The following is a 15,808-nucleotide window of genomic DNA, read 5'->3' as shown; positions in this document are numbered from 1 at the left end:
TCCCGAGCGGCGCGCGCTAACGAGCCACGGTGAGGATATCGGCACCATCCGCCGTGATCACGATGGTGTGCTCCGTGTGAGCGGTCATGCACCCGGTCGCGGACCGCAGGGTCCAGCCGTCGTCGTCGACCACCAACTCGTCGGTGTCGGCCATCACCCACGGCTCGAGGGCCAGCATCAGCCCGGGACGCAGCTTGTACCCACGGCCCGCGCGACCCATGTTCGGCACGTGCGGATCCTGGTGCATGGTGGACCCGATGCCGTGCCCGCCGAAGTCGGTGTTGATGGGATAGCCCGCCTGGCTCAGCACCGTGCCGATCGCGTGCGACAGATCGCCAATGCGCGCGCCCGGCCGTGCGGCCGCGATGCCGGCGGCCAGGGCCCGCCGGGTGGTCTCGATCATCGCGAGCGTGTCGGGCGGCCGGGTGTCGCCCACGACGAAGCTGATCGCCGCATCGGCCGCGACGCCACGGAGCGACACGGCGAGGTCCAGAGTGACCTTATCGCCGTCCGCGAGCGCGTAGTCGCGCGGCCGGGCGTGCAGCACGGCGTCGTTGACGCCGGTGCAGATGTAGTGGCCGAAGGGCCCGTTGCCGAAGGACGGGGCGTAATCCACATAGCAGGACAGCGCTCCGGCTTCGGCGATCATCTGTTGGGTCCAGCGGTCGATGTCCAGCAGGTTGGTGCCGACCGTGGCGCGGCTCTTCATCTCCTGCAGGATGGTGCCCACCAGCGTGCCCGTGTCGCGCGCGCGAGCGACCTCCGCGGGGCTCATGATTTCGATCATGCGTGCCGCCCGCGCTCAAGCCGGGTGGTACGGAGACACGACGATGTCGACGCGCTGGAACTCCTTGAGATCCGAGTAGCCCGTGGTCGCCATCGAGCGTCGCAGCGCGCCCATGATGTTGGTGGTGCCGTCGGCACGGTGGCCGGGTCCGTTGAGGATCTCCTCCAGGGTGCCGGCCGTGCCGACCTCGACGCGCTCTCCGCGGGGAAGCTCGTCGTGGTACGCCTCCTGGCCCCAGTGGAAGCCGCCGCCGGGCGCGTCGGACGACCGCGCGAGCGCCGCTCCGATCATCACCGCATCGGCCCCGCACGCGAACGCCTTGACCAGGTCGCCGGAGCGGCCCAGCCCGCCGTCCGCGATCACGTGGACGTATCGCCCGCCGGACTCATCGAGATAGTCGCGCCGCGCGGCCGCGACGTCGGACACCGCGGTCGCCAGCGGAGCATGGATGCCCAGCGTGGTGCGCGTGCGCTGCGCCGACCCGCCGCCGAAGCCCACGAGCACGCCCGCCGCTCCCGTGCGCATCAGGTGCAGCGCTGCCTGGTACGTCGCCGCTCCGCCCACGATGACCGGCACATCGAGGTCGTAGATGAACTTCTTGAGGTTGAGGGGCTCGGCGTCGCTCGAGACGTGCTCGGCGCTCACCGTGGTGCCGCGGATCACGAACAGGTCCACGCCCGCCTTGAGCACGGTCTCGTAGTGCTCCTGCGTGCGCTGCGGGCTCAGGGCTCCGGCCACGGGGACGCCGGCCGCACGGATCTCCTGGAGTCGCGCGGTGATGAGCTCGTCCTTGATGGGCTCACTGTAGATCTCCTGGAGACGGGCGGTGGCATCGGCAGGCTCGTAGCCCGCGATCTGCTTGAGCAGCGGCTCGGGATCCTCGTAGCGCGTCCACAGCCCCTCGAGGTCGAGCACTCCCAATCCACCCAGCTTGCCCAGCTGGATGGCGGTCGCCGGGCTCGTCACGGAGTCCATGGGCGCCGCGATCACGGGGATGTCGAACTGGAACGCGTCGATCTGCCAGCTCAGGCTCACCTGCCTGGGGTCGCGCGTGCGCCGCGACGGCACCACCGCGATGTCGTCGAAGGAGTACGCGCGGCGTCCACGCTTGCCGCGTCCGATTTCGATCTCGTTGCTCACCGGACCAGCCTATCGGCCCCTGGTGTCAGTCGAGCGTGGGAGAGTGTGGGCATGAGCTGGATAGACGCGACCATGGTGGGATTCGACACCGAGACCACCGGCATCTCGACCGAACGGGACCGCATCGTGTCCGCCGCGATCATCACGCGGACGGGCGACGAGGTCAGCGCGCGGGACTGGCTCATCGATCCGGGCGTCGAGATCCCCGAGCGCGCCACCGAGGTCCACGGCATCACCACCGAGCGCGCACGCGCGGAAGGCGTCCAGCCGGCCGATGCGCTCGAGGAGATCGCGACGGCGCTCGCCGAGGCGCTGGTCGCCGGGGTGCCCGTGGTGGGCTTCAACGTCCAGTACGACCTTTCGATCCTCGAGGCCGAACTCGCCCGTCACGATCTGCCGTCGCTCGCCTCGCGTGTGCCCGCGGGCGTACGGCCCATCGTCGATCCGTACGTTCTCGACCGCCACCTGGACCGCTTCCGCAAGGGCAAGCGCAAGCTCATCGACCTGTGCACGCTGTACGCGGTGCCGGTCGTCGCTGACGACCTTCACGCCGCGGACGCCGACGTGCTCGCGACGCTGGACCTCGTGCACGCGCTGGCCGCCGCCTACCCGACCATCCGCGAGGTCGACCTCGACGCGCTGCACGATCAGCAGAAGTCGGCGCACCGCGACTGGGCGGTGGGCTTCGCCGCGTGGCTCAAGTCGCGGGGCCGCACGGATGACCTGCCGCGGCCCGAGTGGCCCGTGGCGCTGGCTGCTCATGCAGACGACACCGCTGTGCCGCTCGACCTGACTCCCTCAGCTGAGCCCGCATCGGCCACCTCCGCCGGCACGCCCGCAGCGCAGGGCGCCCCCGAACGCCGGAGCCGCCCCGAGGCTCCCCAGCCGCCCGTGGCCCCCGCATCCGCCCCGCCGCGCGAGGGCGACGAGGCACTGTTCTAGCGACCATGTCGCTGGGCGCCTGACGTCCTCGAGCCGCACCCCGGGATAGCGTGGGAGCCAAGCCTCAGGAGGTGGCAATGACGCCCACAGACACCAACCACGGACCGCTCGTCGACGCGAAGGCGCAACTGGCGGAGGCCGTCGCACATCTCGGGTGCGAAGCCGGAGTGCACCGGATGCTGGCCACCAGTCGCCGCGAGATGGCGGTGTCGGTCCCCCTGCGCAGGGACGACGGCAGCACCGCCGTGTACGAGGGCTTCCGGGTGCAGCACAACTTCTCCCGCGGCCCCGCCAAGGGCGGCCTGCGGTTCTCGACCGCGGTCGACCTCGACGAGGTGCGCGCACTCGCGATGTGGATGACGTGGAAGTGCGCTCTCGTGAACCTTCCCTACGGCGGCGCGAAGGGCGGCGTGGCCATCGAGCCGCGCGACCACTCCCAGGCCGAGCTCGAGCGCGTCACGCGTCGCTACACGTCCGAGATCCTGCCGATCATCGGGCCAGAGATCGACATCCCAGCGCCCGACGTCGGCACGGACGAGCAGACCATGGCGTGGATCATGGACACCTACTCCGCCTCCGTGGGACACACCGTCCCCGGCGTGGTGACCGGCAAGCCCATCAGCCTTGGCGGGTCACTGGGCCGGGCCACCGCCACGTCACGCGGGGTCGCGCACATCGCGCTCATGGCGATGTCGCTGCGCGGCATCGACCCCGAGGGCGCGACGGCCGCCATCCAAGGATTCGGCAAGGTGGGGCGCGGGGCGGCCCGGTTCCTCGCCGACGCGGGCGTGCGGGTGCAGGCCATCAGCGACGTGGACGGCGCCGTGTGGTCCGACGAGGGCCTGGACGTCCAGCGGCTGGGCGCGCACGCCGACGAGACGGGGAGCGTGGCGGACTTCGACGGGGCCGAGCAGATCGACCCCGCCAGTCTCGTGACGCTTGATGTCGACGTCCTGGTGCCTGCTGCCGTGGAAGGGGTCATCACCGCGGCGAACGCTGACAGGGTGCGCGCCTCCATCATCGTCGAGGGCGCGAACGGCCCCACGACGGCAGGCGCGGACGCGATCCTCGCGGAGACGGACGTGCTGATCGTGCCCGACATCCTCGCGAACGCCGGCGGAGTGATCGTCTCGTACTTCGAGTGGGCGCAGGCGAACCAGGCGTACCAATGGACCGAACGTCAGGTGAAGGACCGTCTCGAGGAGCGGCTCACCCGCGCGTGGCACGACGTGGTCGAGTACTCCGGGGTGCATCACATGTCCTACCGGCAGGCCGCGACGGCGCTGGCCGTGCGACGGGTGATCGAGGCGCACGAGCTGCGGGGCCTCTACCCCTGAGCCCTGCGCGCCCCACGAGTGCACGGCGGCACGTTGAGGCCCGGGAACGTGCCCTGGTGCACTCCCAGAGCGCGGCGAGCGCTGGAAGCGCGGGTCAGGAGACCAGCACGCGCCACAGCATCGTGAGCGACACCACCACGATCAGCACCCGCAGCACCATGGGGTGCACCCGCAGCAGGATGTGCGAGCCGATGTACGCGCCGATGAGCTGACCCACGATCATCACCCCGCCCACGAGCCACAGCACTTGGCCGGCGACGATGAACACGACGAGAGAGGCCACGTTGGTGGCGAAGTTGAGGGTCTTGGCGATGGCGGTGGAACGCCTGAGCGGCAGCGCGCGCAGCGCGACGCCCGAGAGTGCGTAGAGCGAACCGGTGCCCGGCCCGAACGCTCCGTCGTAGGCACCGATCGCGGGCACCAGCGTCGCGTCGTAGGTGGCGGCGCTCATCCGCGGCTCCGGCGGTGGCTGATGAGAGCGCGGGACGAACAGGAAGTACGCCGCGATGAGCGCCAGCACCACGGGGATGACCACCTCGAGGGACGCCACGGGGACGAACAGGATGGCGATGGTGCCGAGCACGGAGCCCAGGAAGGCCCACAGCATGGGCCACCTGACGTCCGCCCACCGCACCCCGTGCCGACGAATCACCTGGTACGTGGCCATGCCCGTACCCGCGGGAGCCTGCAGCTTGTTGGTGCCGAGTGCCTGCAGCGGCGGCACGCCGGCGAGCAGCAGTGCGGGGACCGTGATCAGTCCCCCACCGCCCGCGAGCGTGTCGAGGCAGCCTGCGACCAGGGCGACGACCGCGAGGATGGCGAGCGCCTGCCAGGTGATCTCCACCGGCTAGCGCGCTGACACTAGGAGCGGCCCTGGTAGTTGGGGGCCGCGACCGTCATCTGGATGTCATGAGGGTGGGACTCCTTGAGCCCCGCCGGCGTGATGCGCACGAACTTGCCGCGCTCGCGCAGCTCGTCGATGCTGCGCGCGCCGACGTAGAACATCGACTGACCCAGACCGCCCACGAGCTGACGCGCGACGTCGCCGAGGTTGCCCTTGAACGGCACACGGCCCTCGATGCCCTCGGGGATCAGGTCGTCATCACTGGGGGCATCCGACTGGAAGTAGCGGTCCTTGGAGTACGAGACGCGGCCACGCGAGGCCATCGCTCCCATGGAGCCCATGCCGCGATAGCTCTTGTACTGCTTGCCGCTCACGAGCACCAGGTCGCCCGGAGCCTCGGTGCAGCCGGCGAACAGCGAGCCCAGCATCACGGACTCCGCGCCGGCGACGAGCGCCTTGGCGATGTCGCCCGAGTACTGCAGTCCGCCGTCGGCGATGACGGGCACGCCCGCGGGGCCGGCGGCCTTGTAGGCCTCGTAGACGGCGGTGATCTGCGGCACTCCCACACCGGCGACCACCCGCGTGGTGCAGATCGAGCCCGGGCCCACGCCCACCTTGACGGCGTCGACGCCGGCGTCCACCAGCGCCTGGGCGCCCTCGCGGGTCGCGACGTTGCCGCCGATCACCTGCACGTGTGAGGTGGCCGGATCCGACTTGAGCCGGGCGATCATGTCGATCATCGCCTGCGCGTGACCGTGCGCGGTGTCGACGACGAGCGCGTCGACGCCCGCCTCGACGAGCGCGACCGCCCGCTCCCAGGCGTCGCCGAAGAACCCGACCGCGGCGGCGACGCGCAGCCGACCGTGCTCGTCCTTGGTGGCCTTGGGATAGCGCTCGGTCTTGACGAAGTCCTTGACCGTGATGAGTCCGGTCAGCCGCCCCGAGTCATCGACCAACGGCAGCTTCTCGATCTTGTGCACGCCCAGCAGCTCGGCGGCCTCATCGTTGCTCATGCCCTCGCGACCGGTGATGAGAGGCATGGGCGTCATGACGTCGCGGACCTGGCGCGACTCGAACTCGCGCGGGTTCACGAACCGCAGGTCGCGGTTGGTGATGATGCCCAGCAGCGTGCGGTCCTCGTCCACGACGGGCAGTCCGGACACGCGGTACTTCCCGCACAGCGCGTCGAGCTCGGCGAGCGTCGCCTCCGGGCCCACCGTCACCGGGTCCGAGATCATGCCCGACTCCGAACGCTTGACGATCTCGACCTGGTGCGCCTGGTCGGCGATCGACAGGTTGCGGTGCAGCACCCCGATCCCGCCGTGGCGCGCCATCGCGATCGCCATGCGCGCCTCGGTGACGGTGTCCATCGCCGCACTCAGCAGGGGGATCTCGATGCGGATGTCGCGCGTCAGACGCGTCGACGTGTTCACCTCGGACGGGATGACGTCGCTCTGGCCCGGCAGCAGCAGCACGTCGTCGTAGGTGAGTCCAGTGAAACCGAAGGGGTCGTGATCAGCGCTCGCCATGGGCAAAGTCTACGGCCCGACCCCGGGCCCGGCGCGCACACGGTCGGGCGCATCGCGCCACGCCCCAGCCGGGCGATCACTCGTCACCGAGCATTCATCCCCTCGTCCGTCACTCGGGACTAGCCAATCGGCCACCACGGGAGTATGAATGGAGGTAACGGGCGCATCGTTATCTTTTCGTTATCGGGTATTGACGTTTCCGATTCGTCCGGATTACGGTGATTGCACTAGTCGCGTTCGGCTCAACGACGAGCCGGTGATGGAGACACGACCCAACGTAGGGAGCGAGATGGACACCATCGCGAAGTTGCCACCCCCCACGCAGGACCAGTGGGAGTGGCAATACGAAGGCGCGTGCCGCGAGGCAGACACGGATCTCTTCTTTCACCCCGAGGGCGAACGCGGTGCCGCGCGGCGACGGCGAGCCGAGGCCGCCAAGGAGTACTGCCAGCGCTGTCCTGTGCTCGACACCTGCCGCGAGCGCTCCCTGAACGCGCGCGAGCCGTTCGGCGTCTGGGGTGGCCTCAGCGAGGACGAGCGACACGCGATCCTGGCCGGGCGCCTCAAGCAGGCGAGCTAGCCGGCCGGCCCGCGCATCGGCCGGACATGAGAAAAGGCCCCGGGGTTCTCCCCGGGGCCTTCGCTCTTTGCTGTCGCTTAAGACACGACGCCCAGCAGGTCGCGCGCCGACAGGATGAGAACATCCTGGCCGCCGTACTTGACCTCGGTGCCGCCGTACTTGCTGTAGATGACCTTGTCACCCACCGCGACGTCGATCGGAATGCGGTTGCCGTTGTCATCGACACGACCCGGGCCCACCGCGAGGACTTCACCCTCCTGGGGCTTCTCCTTGGCGGCGTCCGGGATCACGAGGCCGGAGGCGGTGGTCTGCTCGGCTTCTGCCGGCTTCACCACGACCTTGTCCTCAAGAGGCTTGATAGAGACCGACACTGCGGACCTCACCTTCCATTCATCCAAGTTCGATACGTGGATCGCGGCCCTCATCGCTCCCTGCCGTCGCGGGGGTCAAGGTGCGGATCGGGTGCCACGTACTCCGTTCGGAGCACTGTCAGATTAGCACTCGCACCTGGTGAGTGCTAACTCTGCGGGCGTTCGCTGGGCGCGAAGTGGAGCGTGACAGGATCGACCCATGGACGCCGTCTCCGCACGCCTGCTCGTGTCACCCGAGGGCCGCGCACTCATCGACTCCCTCCCACCCTACGACGGCGCGCGCGCGATCACCCTGGGAGCCGAACTGCGCGCCCACGGCGCCGACCCCGGCCTGGTGGCAGCCGCGCTCACCCAATCGCGCCTGCGGGCCGATGCGGCGGCCAAGTTCGGCGACTTCGCCTCAGGGATGCTGTTCACTCAGGACGGCCTGGAGCAGGCCACGCGCCTGCAGGTCGCGGCCGAGCATGCGCGCCGCTTCCGCGATGCGGGCGTGCGGCGCGTTCACGATCTCACCGCAGGAATCGGCGCCGATGCGATGGCGCTCGCGGCCATGGGGCTCGAGGTCACGGCATTCGAGATCGATGAGGCGACCGCGCTCATCGCCGACCACAACCTGCGCCACTGGGATCGGGCTCGCGTGGTGCTCGGGGACGCGATGACCCTCGCGCCCCAGATCGAGGCCGACGGGGTCTTCGCGGACCCCGCCCGCAGGACCGCCCGCGGTCGCCGCCACGACCCCCGCGACTACGCTCCCCCGCTCGACGACGTGCTCGCGCTCCGGGAGCGCTTCCCGGCGCTCGGGGTCAAGGTGGGGCCCGCGATCGACCACTCGCACGTGCCGACCGGCGTGGAGGCCCAGTGGGTCAGCGTTGATGGCTCCGTGGTGGAGGCGGCGCTGTGGTGCGGACCGCTGGCGCAGGAGCCCGGGCACACCGCCCTGGTGATCGGAGCGGACGGTGCGCATCGGCTCGCCGGCACCACCGACCGCGCCGACGCCGGAGCGCTCGGCGACTACGTGTACGAGCCCGACGGCGCGGTGATCAGGGCCGGGCTGGTCGGCGAGCTGGCGCACCTCACCGGCACGCACCTCCTTGACCCGACCATTGCGTACCTCACCTCCGACTCTCCCCTCGGGAGCCCGTTCGTCCGCGGCTATCGCATCCTCGAGTCGATGCCGTTCAAGGTCAAGCCGCTGGCCGCCGCGCTCCGTGCGCGCGATGTCGGCACGGTCGACATCAAGAAGCGGGGCGTGGATGTCACGCCGGAGCAGCTTCGACCGCAGCTGAGACTCCAGGGGTCAGTGCGTCTGACCGTGATCGTCACCCGGGTCGCGGGACGACGCACTGCGCTGCTGGCGGAACCGCTCGCGCAGCAGTGACGGGAGCGGTCAGCACACGTCGAAGGGCACGTCGACGTCGACCGGCCATTCGCCGAGCGGCTCGACGTCGCCCACCAGCACATCGGCCAGCCCGGCGAGCGCGCCGACGCTGCGGCCGTACAGCCCCACGTACACCGTCGCCTCGGAGGCGCTGAGGCCCCACGGCCCGGCCATCGCGACCACGACGTCGGCGCTGGCGCTCGACTCATCGCCTCCCATGAGGACGATGCGCGTGCCCTCGTCCCCCACGGTCACGCCGCGTGCCTCCAGCGCTGCGGCGAGCGCGGCGCGGTCGCCGTCCCACCCTCCCGCAATGGTGACCGTCTCTCCCACGAAGGGCGCCGAGCAGTCGCGCGCCGCGACGGTCGCGCCCGCGGCGGACAACTCGCGGGCGTAGTCGCGGCCCTCATCGGCCTCGGGCTCGATCGCCGACTGCCAGCGCGACAGCAGGATCATCCGCGCCGCGGCCTCGTCCAGGCGCTCACGCGGCACCTCTCCCCTGTCCACGGCCGCCACGATGGCGTCCCGTGCCACGCGCGGATCAGGCGGCATCAGCAGCAGGTCGGCGCCCGCCGCGAGAGCCGCGACCGCAGCCTGCCCCGAGCTGTGAGTGTCCTGGATCGCACCCATGTTGAGCGCATCGGTCATCGCGACGCCCTCGAAGCCCAGCACCTCGCGCAGGTATTCATACGCAGCGGGCTCGAGGGACGCGGGACCGTCCCCCCATTCCGGCAAGGCAATGTGGGCCATCATGACGGCGGGGGCACCCGCCTCGATCGCCGACGCGAACGGGGCCATGTCGCGTGCCTCGAGGTCCGCGAGCGATACCTGCTGCACCGGCAGCTCGTCGTGCGAGTCCTGCGTCACCGACCCGTGACCCGGGAAGTGCTTGACCACGGGCACCACCCCGCCGTCGACGAAGCCCGCGAGCGCCGCGCCCACGGTCGCGGACACCCGCTCAGGGTCAGAGCCCGCCGAGCGCGCCCTGATGGTCGGGTCCGCCAGCCCCACCGTCGCATCGGCCACCGGGGCGAAGTCGACAGTGAAACCCATCGCGTGCATGTCGACGGCCGCCTGGGCGTACACGCCTCGCACCGAGGCCTTGTCGCTCGCGGCGCCGGCGGCCATGAAGCTCGGCAGGTCGGGCATCAGCCCGCGGAGGCGCGCCACCGCGCCTCCCTCCTGATCGACCCCCACGATCGCGCCCCAGTCACGAGCCCCGGAGTCGGCGCCTGCCTGAGCGGCGCCTGTCAGCGCCCGGACCCCGTCCACGTCGGTGACAGCGTCCGCCATGACGATCACGCCGCCCAGAGCCAGTGAGGCCACCAGGTCCTCCGTCGCCTCCGGTGAGGGGGATGCGATCGATGCCACGATGACCTGGCCCGCGGCCTCCTCGAGCGGCAGCGCCCTGGCAGTCTCGAGCGCGGCGTCCCACTCGTCTGCGGTGGGGCCCCACGCGAGGTCGGGCGGAGGCGGCGACGGCGTGGGGCTCGCAGCGGCCGATGCGGCAGGCGACGGGGTGACGGACGGTGCCGTCTCGATCCGCTCGCCGGCGTTCTTCTGCGCCGCGGGCCACCAGGCCACGGACACGAGCAGTGCCGCCACCACGGTGGCGGCACCGATGCCGACGGCTGCGGAGCGTCGTCCCGCCACGACGCTAGACGGAGACCGTCGTGAGCGGCATGGACGAGTCCACCCCAATGCCGAGATCGCTGGCCACCCCGCCATTGCGCATCACCGCGGAGCCGAGCGCCGCGATCATCGCGCCGTTGTCCGTGCAGTAGCGGATGGGCGGGATGCGCACGTCGATCCCCGCAGCCTCGCCGCGCGTGGTGGCCATGTCGCGCAGCTGGGAGTTGGCGCTGAATCCGCCGCCGATCACCAGCGTCTCGACGCCGTGCTCGCGGCACGCGTCGAGCGTCTTCATCATCAGCACGTCCGCGACCGCATCGGCGAACGAGGCCGCGACGTCGGCCACGGGGATCTCGCGCCCCGCGTCCTGTTCGGCCTCCACCCACCGCGCGACGGCGGTCTTGAGTCCGGAGAACGAGAAGTCGTACGCGTGCGTGGCCTTGAACTTGGGGGCCGTGAGCGCGCGCGGGAACGGGATCGCCGTGGGGTCGCCCTCGCGGGCCAGGCGGTCGATATGGGGCCCGCCCGGATACGGCAGGCCCAGCAGGCGGCCCACCTTGTCGAAGGCCTCGCCCGCCGCGTCATCCAAGGTGTGCCCGAGCTCACGCACGGTCACGGCGGACCCCTCGATCAGCAGCAGCGACGTGTGGCCACCGGACACCACGAGCGACATCACCCGATCGGGGAACTCGCCGTGCACCAGCTCGTCCACGACAGCGTGGCCGATCACGTGGTTGACGCCGTACAGCGGGCGATCCAGCGCGAGGGCGAGGGCCTTGGCCGCGGCGTTTCCGACGGTGAGCGAACCCACGAGCCCGGGACCGGCGGCGACTGCGATCGCGTCCACCTCCGACAGCGTGCGGCCGGCGCGGTCAAGGGCCTGCTCGAGCGTGGGCAGGAAGGCTTCGAGGTGGGCGCGAGACGCGACCTCGGGCACGATGCCGCCGAACCGCGCATGCTCGTCCATCGACGACGCGGTGACGTCCACGAGGAGGTCGGTGCCCTCGACGAGGGCGACCCCCGTCTCGTCGCACGTCGACTCGATTCCGAGCACCAAGGGATTCACCCGGCAAGCCTAACCGCGGTCGCGGGCACCGCCGGGCGTGAGAGAGAATCGAAGGCATGCCCACCACCTCTTCCCTGGATGCCGACGCGCGCTCGCTGCTGTTCCTCGACGCGCGATCCAACGTCAACTTCGCTGACCGCCCCGTGCCCGCGAACGTCGTGCGCAAGGTGTGGGAGCTCGTGAAATGGGGCCCCACCGGCAACAACACCGTGCCGCTGCGCCTGCTCGTCGCCGAGTCCGACGAGGCCCGTGCCGCGGTCATCGCGAATGCGCTCGAAGGCAACCGCGCCAAGCTCGCGAAGGCGCCGCTGCTGGTCGTCGCCGCGCACGACGAGCGCTTCCACGACACCTTCGACGTCACCGGGGCCGGCACCGCGTCGACGTACGAGCGCCTCGAGGGCGACCCCGGTCGCCGCAGCAGCATGGCCCACTCGGGCGCGATGCTGCAGGCGGGCTACTTCATCGTGGGTCTGCGGGCCGCGGGCCTGGCCGTGCGCCCCTACGGCGGCTTCGACAAGGCCGCCATGGATGCCGCACTGTTCGAGGGCACCTCGTGGCGCTCGGAGGTGCTGTTCGGCATCGGCTACCCGCACGAGGACGATCACGGCGCGGGCGAGCGACGTGGGCGCCTGGGCGCCGACCAGGCGGTGAGGGTCGCGTGAGCGCGCCGCTCCCCACGGACCGGGTCGGGCGCGCGTTCGTCGCGGTCGCGATCGTCGAGGCCGTCACGTGGACCGGCCTCCTGCTGGGCATGCTGCTCGAGCACGTGCTGCACCTCACAGAGATGGGGGTGGCCATCTTCGGCCCCCTGCACGGCGCCGCGTTCCTGGTCTACGTCGTGGTCGCGGTCGTGGCCGCCACCCGGTTCCGGTGGACGCTGGGCGTGTTCGCGCTGGCCCTCCTGGCCGCCGTGCCGCCCCTCACCACCATCCCGCTGGAGCGATGGATGCGCCGCTCGGGGCTGCTGGTGCGCCCCACCGCCGACTGAGCCACGCCGCAGGCCCGACCGCCCCGCGCCCGCCTCACAAGTGTCGCAAGTGTCGATAGTCGTGCAGGACCGACCCCGGACGTGCACGCGGTTCGACACTTGCCGGGGACGGCGCCTCCGTCAGGACGGGTCGTCGAGCCGCACGCGCATCACCAGCGCGTCGAGGCCCTCCGGCTGGTAGTAGCGCCGACGCACCCGCACGTCCTCGAAGCCGTGGGCGCGGTACAGCGCCAGCGCCACCTCGTTGGTGACCGCGACCTCGAGCCAGGCCTCGCGCACTTCCAGGCGGCGGGCCTCGGCCATGAAGTCCGCCATCAGCGCCGCCCCCAGCCGACGTCCCCGCGCCTCCGGGGCGACCGCCAAGTTCATCAGGTGAAAGGCGTCGCCTTCGAAACCGTAGACGGCGTATGCCGCGAGCGACTCCTCGCCATCCGCTCCTCGCCACCGCGAGGCTCCGAACCGGAAGTCCTCGCGCACCAGCGCCGGCGACCACGCGGAGGATCCGAAGATCTCGCGCTCGAGCTCCGCGACCCGGTCAAGATCGTCCTCGCGCAGATCGCGGATGACGACGGCCGATGCGCGGGTCGGGTCGACGGGGGACGTGTCAGACATCGCGGGCGGGCGTCTGGGCCGACGTCGTCACGCGCCCGGGACGCCGTGGACGTCGGGGCGGCGCAGGTACATCGGCTCGAGCGGCAGGTCCGTCTCGCCCGAGGCGAGGCGTTCCCGCGCGACGCGGGCGAGCCATGCGGGGTCAGGGTCGCCGCCGACCGCGTGCGGGAATGCGTCGGGGTACAGGAGCGCGCCACGACCCACGACGATCCCGGGCGCTGACACGGACTCGGGCGAGCCCACCTCGGGCCCTTCCATCCGCCGGCCGTCGCGGTAGCGCGCCCAGTAGACCTCCTTGCGGCGCGCATCGGCGATGACCGTCACGTCGCCGTGCTCAGCGCCGAGCGCGTCGAGCGAGCAGACGCCGTGCGCCGGCACACCCCAGGCGAACGCCAGGGTGCGCGCTGTCACCAGGCCCACGCGCAGCCCGGTGAAGGGCGCGGGGCCCGTTCCCACCACGATGCTCTCGAGGTCGGCACCCGTGACTCCGGCCTCGGCCATGGCATCGCGGATCAGCGAGGTCAGCAGCTCGGCGTGGCCGCGCGGCGCGAACTCCGATCGCGAGGCCACCACACGGTCGCCGTCGACCACGGAGACGGCCACGGCGGCGGAGGTGTCGAGAGCGAGGATCACGCCGTCCACCCTAGAGGCCGGGGAGGGCGATGCCCTCCCAGCGGTCGCCGTGCGAGGTGATGCGCACCGAGCGCACGCCGCCCGACGGATCGTCCATGTCCACGGCGCCGCCACGGGGTCGCAGAATCGTGAGGTGCAGGCGATCCTCCGACAGCGACGCGGCGCCCTCACCCCATTCGACCACCGTGACGGCGTCGTCGAGCGAGGTGTCGAGGTCGAGGTCGTCGAGTTCCTGAAGCGAGCCCAGCCGGTACGCGTCGACATGGACCAGGTCGGGACCGTCGACGAGGCTCGGGTGCGTGCGCGCGATGATGAACGTGGGGCTCGCGATGTCGCCCCTGACTCCCAGCGCACTGCCAAGGCCCTGCGTGAAGGTGGTCTTGCCCGCTCCCAGGTCCCCCGTGAGGATCACCAGGTCGCCTGACCGGAGCAGCGGCGCGATGACCTGGGCCCCCAGGTCGCGCATCGCCTCCGCATCGGGCGCCTCGAGGGTGACGTCGATCATGCCGCGCCCTTGTCACGGAGCGCACCGAAGCGGCACACGATCTCGTAGTCGATGGTGTCGATGGCGCGCGCCCAGTCGGTCGCACTCGGTCCGTCCACCCCGAACAGCGTCACCGGGTCGCCGGCGCAGACCGACGTCGCCGGCCCGAGGTCCACGACGAACTGGTCCATGCACACCCGGCCGGCGATCTGATAGCGGCGCCCGCGGATGCCCACCTCGGCACGGTTCCCGCCCGAGCGGAACACCCCGTCGGCGTAGCCCGCGCTCACCAGACCCAGCGTGGTCGGGTACGGCGTGACGTACTCGTGTCCGTAGCTCACCCCGTGGCCCTGCGGGACGTCCTTCACCAGGATGACCTCGGAGCGCACGGTCATCGCGGGAGTCAGCCCGAACCGTTCGCCATACGGGTCCGCCACGGGAGGAAGGCCGTAGATAGCGATACCGGGCCGGACCAGGTCGAAGTGAAGGTCGGGCCGGGTCAGCGTGCATGCGGAGTTCGCAAGATGGCGCACCTCGAGGCCCACCCGACGATCCTGGGCAAGCGAGAGCGCCTCGCGAAACACATCCGCCTGCGCGTCGATCGTGGGGTGACCGGGAGCGTCGGCCCACGCGAGGTGGGACCACATGCCGACGATGCGCACCAGGCCCTCCTCCTGCGCGGCGATCGCGAGGTCCAGGAGCACCGGCAGCTCGGCGGGAGTGACGCCCTCCCGTCCCAGCCCCGTATCGACGCAGATGTGGAGGCGCGCAGGCCTCGGGTTCTCCCGCGACACCGCGACGATCTCGCCCAGCACCTCCGGGGAGGACACCGAGAGGTCGACGTCGGCGGCGATGAGCGCGCGGGCGGGCACATCCGGCCCGTAGAGCCACGTGAGGATGCGGCCGGAGTCGCCCGCGGCGCGCAGCGCGAGCGCCTCGTGCGGCTGCGCCACGCCGAGCCACGTCGCGCCCCCGCGGCGCGCCGCCTGGGCGGCGCGGACCAGGCCATGGCCGTATGCATCGGCCTTCACCACCGCCATCACGTCGGCGCCAGCGGCGTGGCCGCGGAGGATCTCGACGTTGCGGGCGATCGCGTCGTAGTCGACGGTCACCTCCAGTGCGCTCATGCGTCCCCCTCCGCGATCACGACTGCCGACGCGATGCCCGCGTCGTGGGAGAGCGAGAGATGGAACCGGGCGATCCCCAGTGCGGCCGCGCGAGCCGCGACGGTGCCCCGCACCTCGAGCGAGGGCCGGCCGCCGTCCCCGCGTCTGACCTCGGCATCCTGCCAGTTGAGACCGGCGGGCGCACCGAGCGCCTTCGCGAGCGCCTCCTTGGCTGCCCAGCGGGCGGCGAGGCTGTGCTTGCCGAGCTCGCGCTCGGCGGGGGTGAAGACGCGCTCGAGGAACCCGGGCGACCTCTCGATCGCCTGCTCGAACCTCTCGATCGCAACCACGTCGATCCCCAGCCCCAGCACCGGCATCG

The 15,808-nt window shown here is 71.2% G+C and carries 18 protein-coding genes; 6 read left to right on the top strand and 12 right to left on the bottom strand.

Annotated features, from left to right (window positions below; translation table 11 throughout):
- Positions 1-16: 16 nt before the first annotated feature.
- Together map and QQX02_RS08145 are read right to left on the bottom strand one after the other, a co-directional pair.
- Positions 17-787 carry a type I methionyl aminopeptidase gene (gene map, locus QQX02_RS08150; RefSeq protein WP_301142349.1) on the bottom strand — a complete coding sequence of 257 codons (771 nt, stop codon included), beginning with the start codon at positions 785-787 and terminating at the stop codon, positions 17-19.
- A 15-nt stretch (positions 788-802) separates the two neighbouring features.
- The gene (locus QQX02_RS08145; RefSeq protein WP_301142347.1) at positions 803-1,927 is read right to left on the bottom strand and encodes a GuaB3 family IMP dehydrogenase-related protein; all 1,125 of its coding nucleotides are present in this window, start codon (positions 1,925-1,927) and stop codon (positions 803-805) included.
- Between the two features lie 51 nt (positions 1,928-1,978).
- Between QQX02_RS08145 and QQX02_RS08140 the strand changes: the two genes are divergently transcribed.
- Together QQX02_RS08140 and QQX02_RS08135 are read left to right on the top strand one after the other, a co-directional pair.
- The gene (locus tag QQX02_RS08140; RefSeq protein ID WP_301142346.1) at positions 1,979-2,869 is read left to right on the top strand and encodes an exonuclease domain-containing protein; all 891 of its coding nucleotides are present in this window, start codon (positions 1,979-1,981) and stop codon (positions 2,867-2,869) included.
- Between the two features lie 77 nt (positions 2,870-2,946).
- The gene (locus QQX02_RS08135; protein WP_301142344.1) at positions 2,947-4,206 is read left to right on the top strand and encodes a Glu/Leu/Phe/Val family dehydrogenase; all 1,260 of its coding nucleotides are present in this window, start codon (positions 2,947-2,949) and stop codon (positions 4,204-4,206) included.
- 94 nt (positions 4,207-4,300) lie between these two features.
- Here the strand turns inward: QQX02_RS08135 and QQX02_RS08130 are convergent, their stop codons facing one another.
- Positions 4,301-5,050, bottom strand: coding sequence for a TSUP family transporter (locus tag QQX02_RS08130; RefSeq protein ID WP_301142343.1), 750 nt, complete (start codon positions 5,048-5,050; stop codon positions 4,301-4,303).
- Positions 5,051-5,067: 17 nt separating this feature from the next.
- Complete coding sequence (gene guaB, locus QQX02_RS08125; RefSeq protein ID WP_301142342.1) at positions 5,068-6,579, bottom strand: IMP dehydrogenase; 1,512 nt, start codon at positions 6,577-6,579, stop codon at positions 5,068-5,070.
- Between the two features lie 289 nt (positions 6,580-6,868).
- Between guaB and QQX02_RS08120 the strand changes: the two genes are divergently transcribed.
- The gene (locus QQX02_RS08120; RefSeq protein WP_062131634.1) at positions 6,869-7,159 is read left to right on the top strand and encodes a WhiB family transcriptional regulator; all 291 of its coding nucleotides are present in this window, start codon (positions 6,869-6,871) and stop codon (positions 7,157-7,159) included.
- 77 nt (positions 7,160-7,236) lie between these two features.
- On the opposite strand, the gene groES is transcribed toward QQX02_RS08120, so the two are convergent.
- Positions 7,237-7,530 (bottom strand): co-chaperone GroES, encoded by a 294-nt coding sequence (gene groES, locus QQX02_RS08115; protein WP_062136682.1) that lies wholly within the window; start codon positions 7,528-7,530, stop codon positions 7,237-7,239.
- 199 nt (positions 7,531-7,729) lie between these two features.
- Here groES and QQX02_RS08110 point away from each other — a divergent pair, with 199 nt between their 5' ends.
- On the top strand, positions 7,730-8,908 hold the full coding sequence (locus QQX02_RS08110; RefSeq protein ID WP_301142340.1) for a THUMP-like domain-containing protein: 1,179 nt from the start codon (positions 7,730-7,732) through the stop codon (positions 8,906-8,908).
- A gap of 9 nt (positions 8,909-8,917) precedes the next feature.
- Here the strand turns inward: QQX02_RS08110 and QQX02_RS08105 are convergent, their stop codons facing one another.
- Together QQX02_RS08105 and tsaD are read right to left on the bottom strand one after the other, a co-directional pair.
- Positions 8,918-10,561: a glycoside hydrolase family 3 N-terminal domain-containing protein gene (locus tag QQX02_RS08105; protein WP_301142339.1), complete on the bottom strand. Its 1,644-nt coding sequence runs from the start codon at positions 10,559-10,561 to the stop codon at positions 8,918-8,920.
- 4 nt (positions 10,562-10,565) lie between these two features.
- Positions 10,566-11,606 carry a tRNA (adenosine(37)-N6)-threonylcarbamoyltransferase complex transferase subunit TsaD gene (gene tsaD / locus QQX02_RS08100; protein WP_301142337.1) on the bottom strand — a complete coding sequence of 347 codons (1,041 nt, stop codon included), beginning with the start codon at positions 11,604-11,606 and terminating at the stop codon, positions 10,566-10,568.
- A gap of 56 nt (positions 11,607-11,662) precedes the next feature.
- On the opposite strand from tsaD, the gene QQX02_RS08095 reads away from it, so the two are divergent.
- Together QQX02_RS08095 and QQX02_RS08090 are read left to right on the top strand one after the other, a co-directional pair.
- On the top strand, positions 11,663-12,268 hold the full coding sequence (locus QQX02_RS08095) for a malonic semialdehyde reductase (RefSeq protein ID WP_301142335.1): 606 nt from the start codon (positions 11,663-11,665) through the stop codon (positions 12,266-12,268).
- Complete coding sequence (locus QQX02_RS08090) at positions 12,265-12,594, top strand: DUF3817 domain-containing protein (RefSeq protein ID WP_301142333.1); 330 nt, start codon at positions 12,265-12,267, stop codon at positions 12,592-12,594. The genes QQX02_RS08095 and QQX02_RS08090 overlap by 4 nt, the downstream gene beginning before the upstream one ends.
- Positions 12,595-12,714: 120 nt before the next feature.
- Here QQX02_RS08090 and rimI read toward each other — a convergent pair whose 3' ends face one another.
- The 5 genes from rimI to QQX02_RS08065 are packed head-to-tail and all read right to left on the bottom strand — an operon-like array spanning position 12,715 to position 15,806.
- Positions 12,715-13,206 carry a ribosomal protein S18-alanine N-acetyltransferase gene (gene rimI / locus QQX02_RS08085; protein WP_301142332.1) on the bottom strand — a complete coding sequence of 164 codons (492 nt, stop codon included), beginning with the start codon at positions 13,204-13,206 and terminating at the stop codon, positions 12,715-12,717.
- A gap of 27 nt (positions 13,207-13,233) precedes the next feature.
- Positions 13,234-13,839, bottom strand: a complete 606-nt coding sequence (tsaB, locus tag QQX02_RS08080) for a tRNA (adenosine(37)-N6)-threonylcarbamoyltransferase complex dimerization subunit type 1 TsaB (protein ID WP_301142331.1) — start codon at positions 13,837-13,839, stop codon at positions 13,234-13,236.
- A 10-nt stretch (positions 13,840-13,849) separates the two neighbouring features.
- Complete coding sequence (gene tsaE, locus QQX02_RS08075) at positions 13,850-14,344, bottom strand: tRNA (adenosine(37)-N6)-threonylcarbamoyltransferase complex ATPase subunit type 1 TsaE (protein ID WP_301142330.1); 495 nt, start codon at positions 14,342-14,344, stop codon at positions 13,850-13,852.
- Positions 14,341-15,450 (bottom strand): alanine racemase, encoded by a 1,110-nt coding sequence (alr, locus tag QQX02_RS08070; RefSeq protein WP_301142329.1) that lies wholly within the window; start codon positions 15,448-15,450, stop codon positions 14,341-14,343. The genes tsaE and alr overlap by 4 nt, the downstream gene beginning before the upstream one ends.
- Positions 15,447-15,806 carry a holo-ACP synthase gene (locus QQX02_RS08065; protein WP_301142328.1) on the bottom strand — a complete coding sequence of 120 codons (360 nt, stop codon included), beginning with the start codon at positions 15,804-15,806 and terminating at the stop codon, positions 15,447-15,449. Before QQX02_RS08065 ends, alr begins: the two co-directional genes overlap by 4 nt.
- Positions 15,807-15,808: the final 2 nt, after the last annotated feature.

This window comes from Demequina muriae, from assembly GCF_030418295.1.
Taxonomy (GTDB): Bacteria; Actinomycetota; Actinomycetes; order Actinomycetales; family Demequinaceae; genus Demequina; species Demequina muriae.
This window is presented reverse-complemented; position numbering and strand designations above follow the sequence as displayed.

What these genes read in the sequence shown, in the direction of transcription:
- map (WP_301142349.1), bottom strand. Translation starts at nt 787, where the DNA reads ATGATCGAAATCATGAGCCCCGCGGAGGTCGCTCGCGCGCGCGACACG.
- QQX02_RS08140 (WP_301142346.1), top strand. Translation starts at nt 1,979, where the DNA reads ATGAGCTGGATAGACGCGACCATGGTGGGATTCGACACCGAGACCACC.
- QQX02_RS08135 (WP_301142344.1), top strand. Translation starts at nt 2,947, where the DNA reads ATGACGCCCACAGACACCAACCACGGACCGCTCGTCGACGCGAAGGCG.
- guaB (WP_301142342.1), bottom strand. Translation starts at nt 6,579, where the DNA reads ATGGCGAGCGCTGATCACGACCCCTTCGGTTTCACTGGACTCACCTAC.
- QQX02_RS08120 (WP_062131634.1), top strand. Translation starts at nt 6,869, where the DNA reads ATGGACACCATCGCGAAGTTGCCACCCCCCACGCAGGACCAGTGGGAG.
- QQX02_RS08110 (WP_301142340.1), top strand. Translation starts at nt 7,730, where the DNA reads ATGGACGCCGTCTCCGCACGCCTGCTCGTGTCACCCGAGGGCCGCGCA.
- QQX02_RS08095 (WP_301142335.1), top strand. Translation starts at nt 11,663, where the DNA reads ATGCCCACCACCTCTTCCCTGGATGCCGACGCGCGCTCGCTGCTGTTC.
- rimI (WP_301142332.1), bottom strand. Translation starts at nt 13,206, where the DNA reads ATGTCTGACACGTCCCCCGTCGACCCGACCCGCGCATCGGCCGTCGTC.
- tsaE (WP_301142330.1), bottom strand. Translation starts at nt 14,344, where the DNA reads ATGATCGACGTCACCCTCGAGGCGCCCGATGCGGAGGCGATGCGCGAC.
- alr (WP_301142329.1), bottom strand. Translation starts at nt 15,450, where the DNA reads ATGAGCGCACTGGAGGTGACCGTCGACTACGACGCGATCGCCCGCAAC.
- QQX02_RS08065 (WP_301142328.1), bottom strand. Translation starts at nt 15,806, where the DNA reads ATGCCGGTGCTGGGGCTGGGGATCGACGTGGTTGCGATCGAGAGGTTC.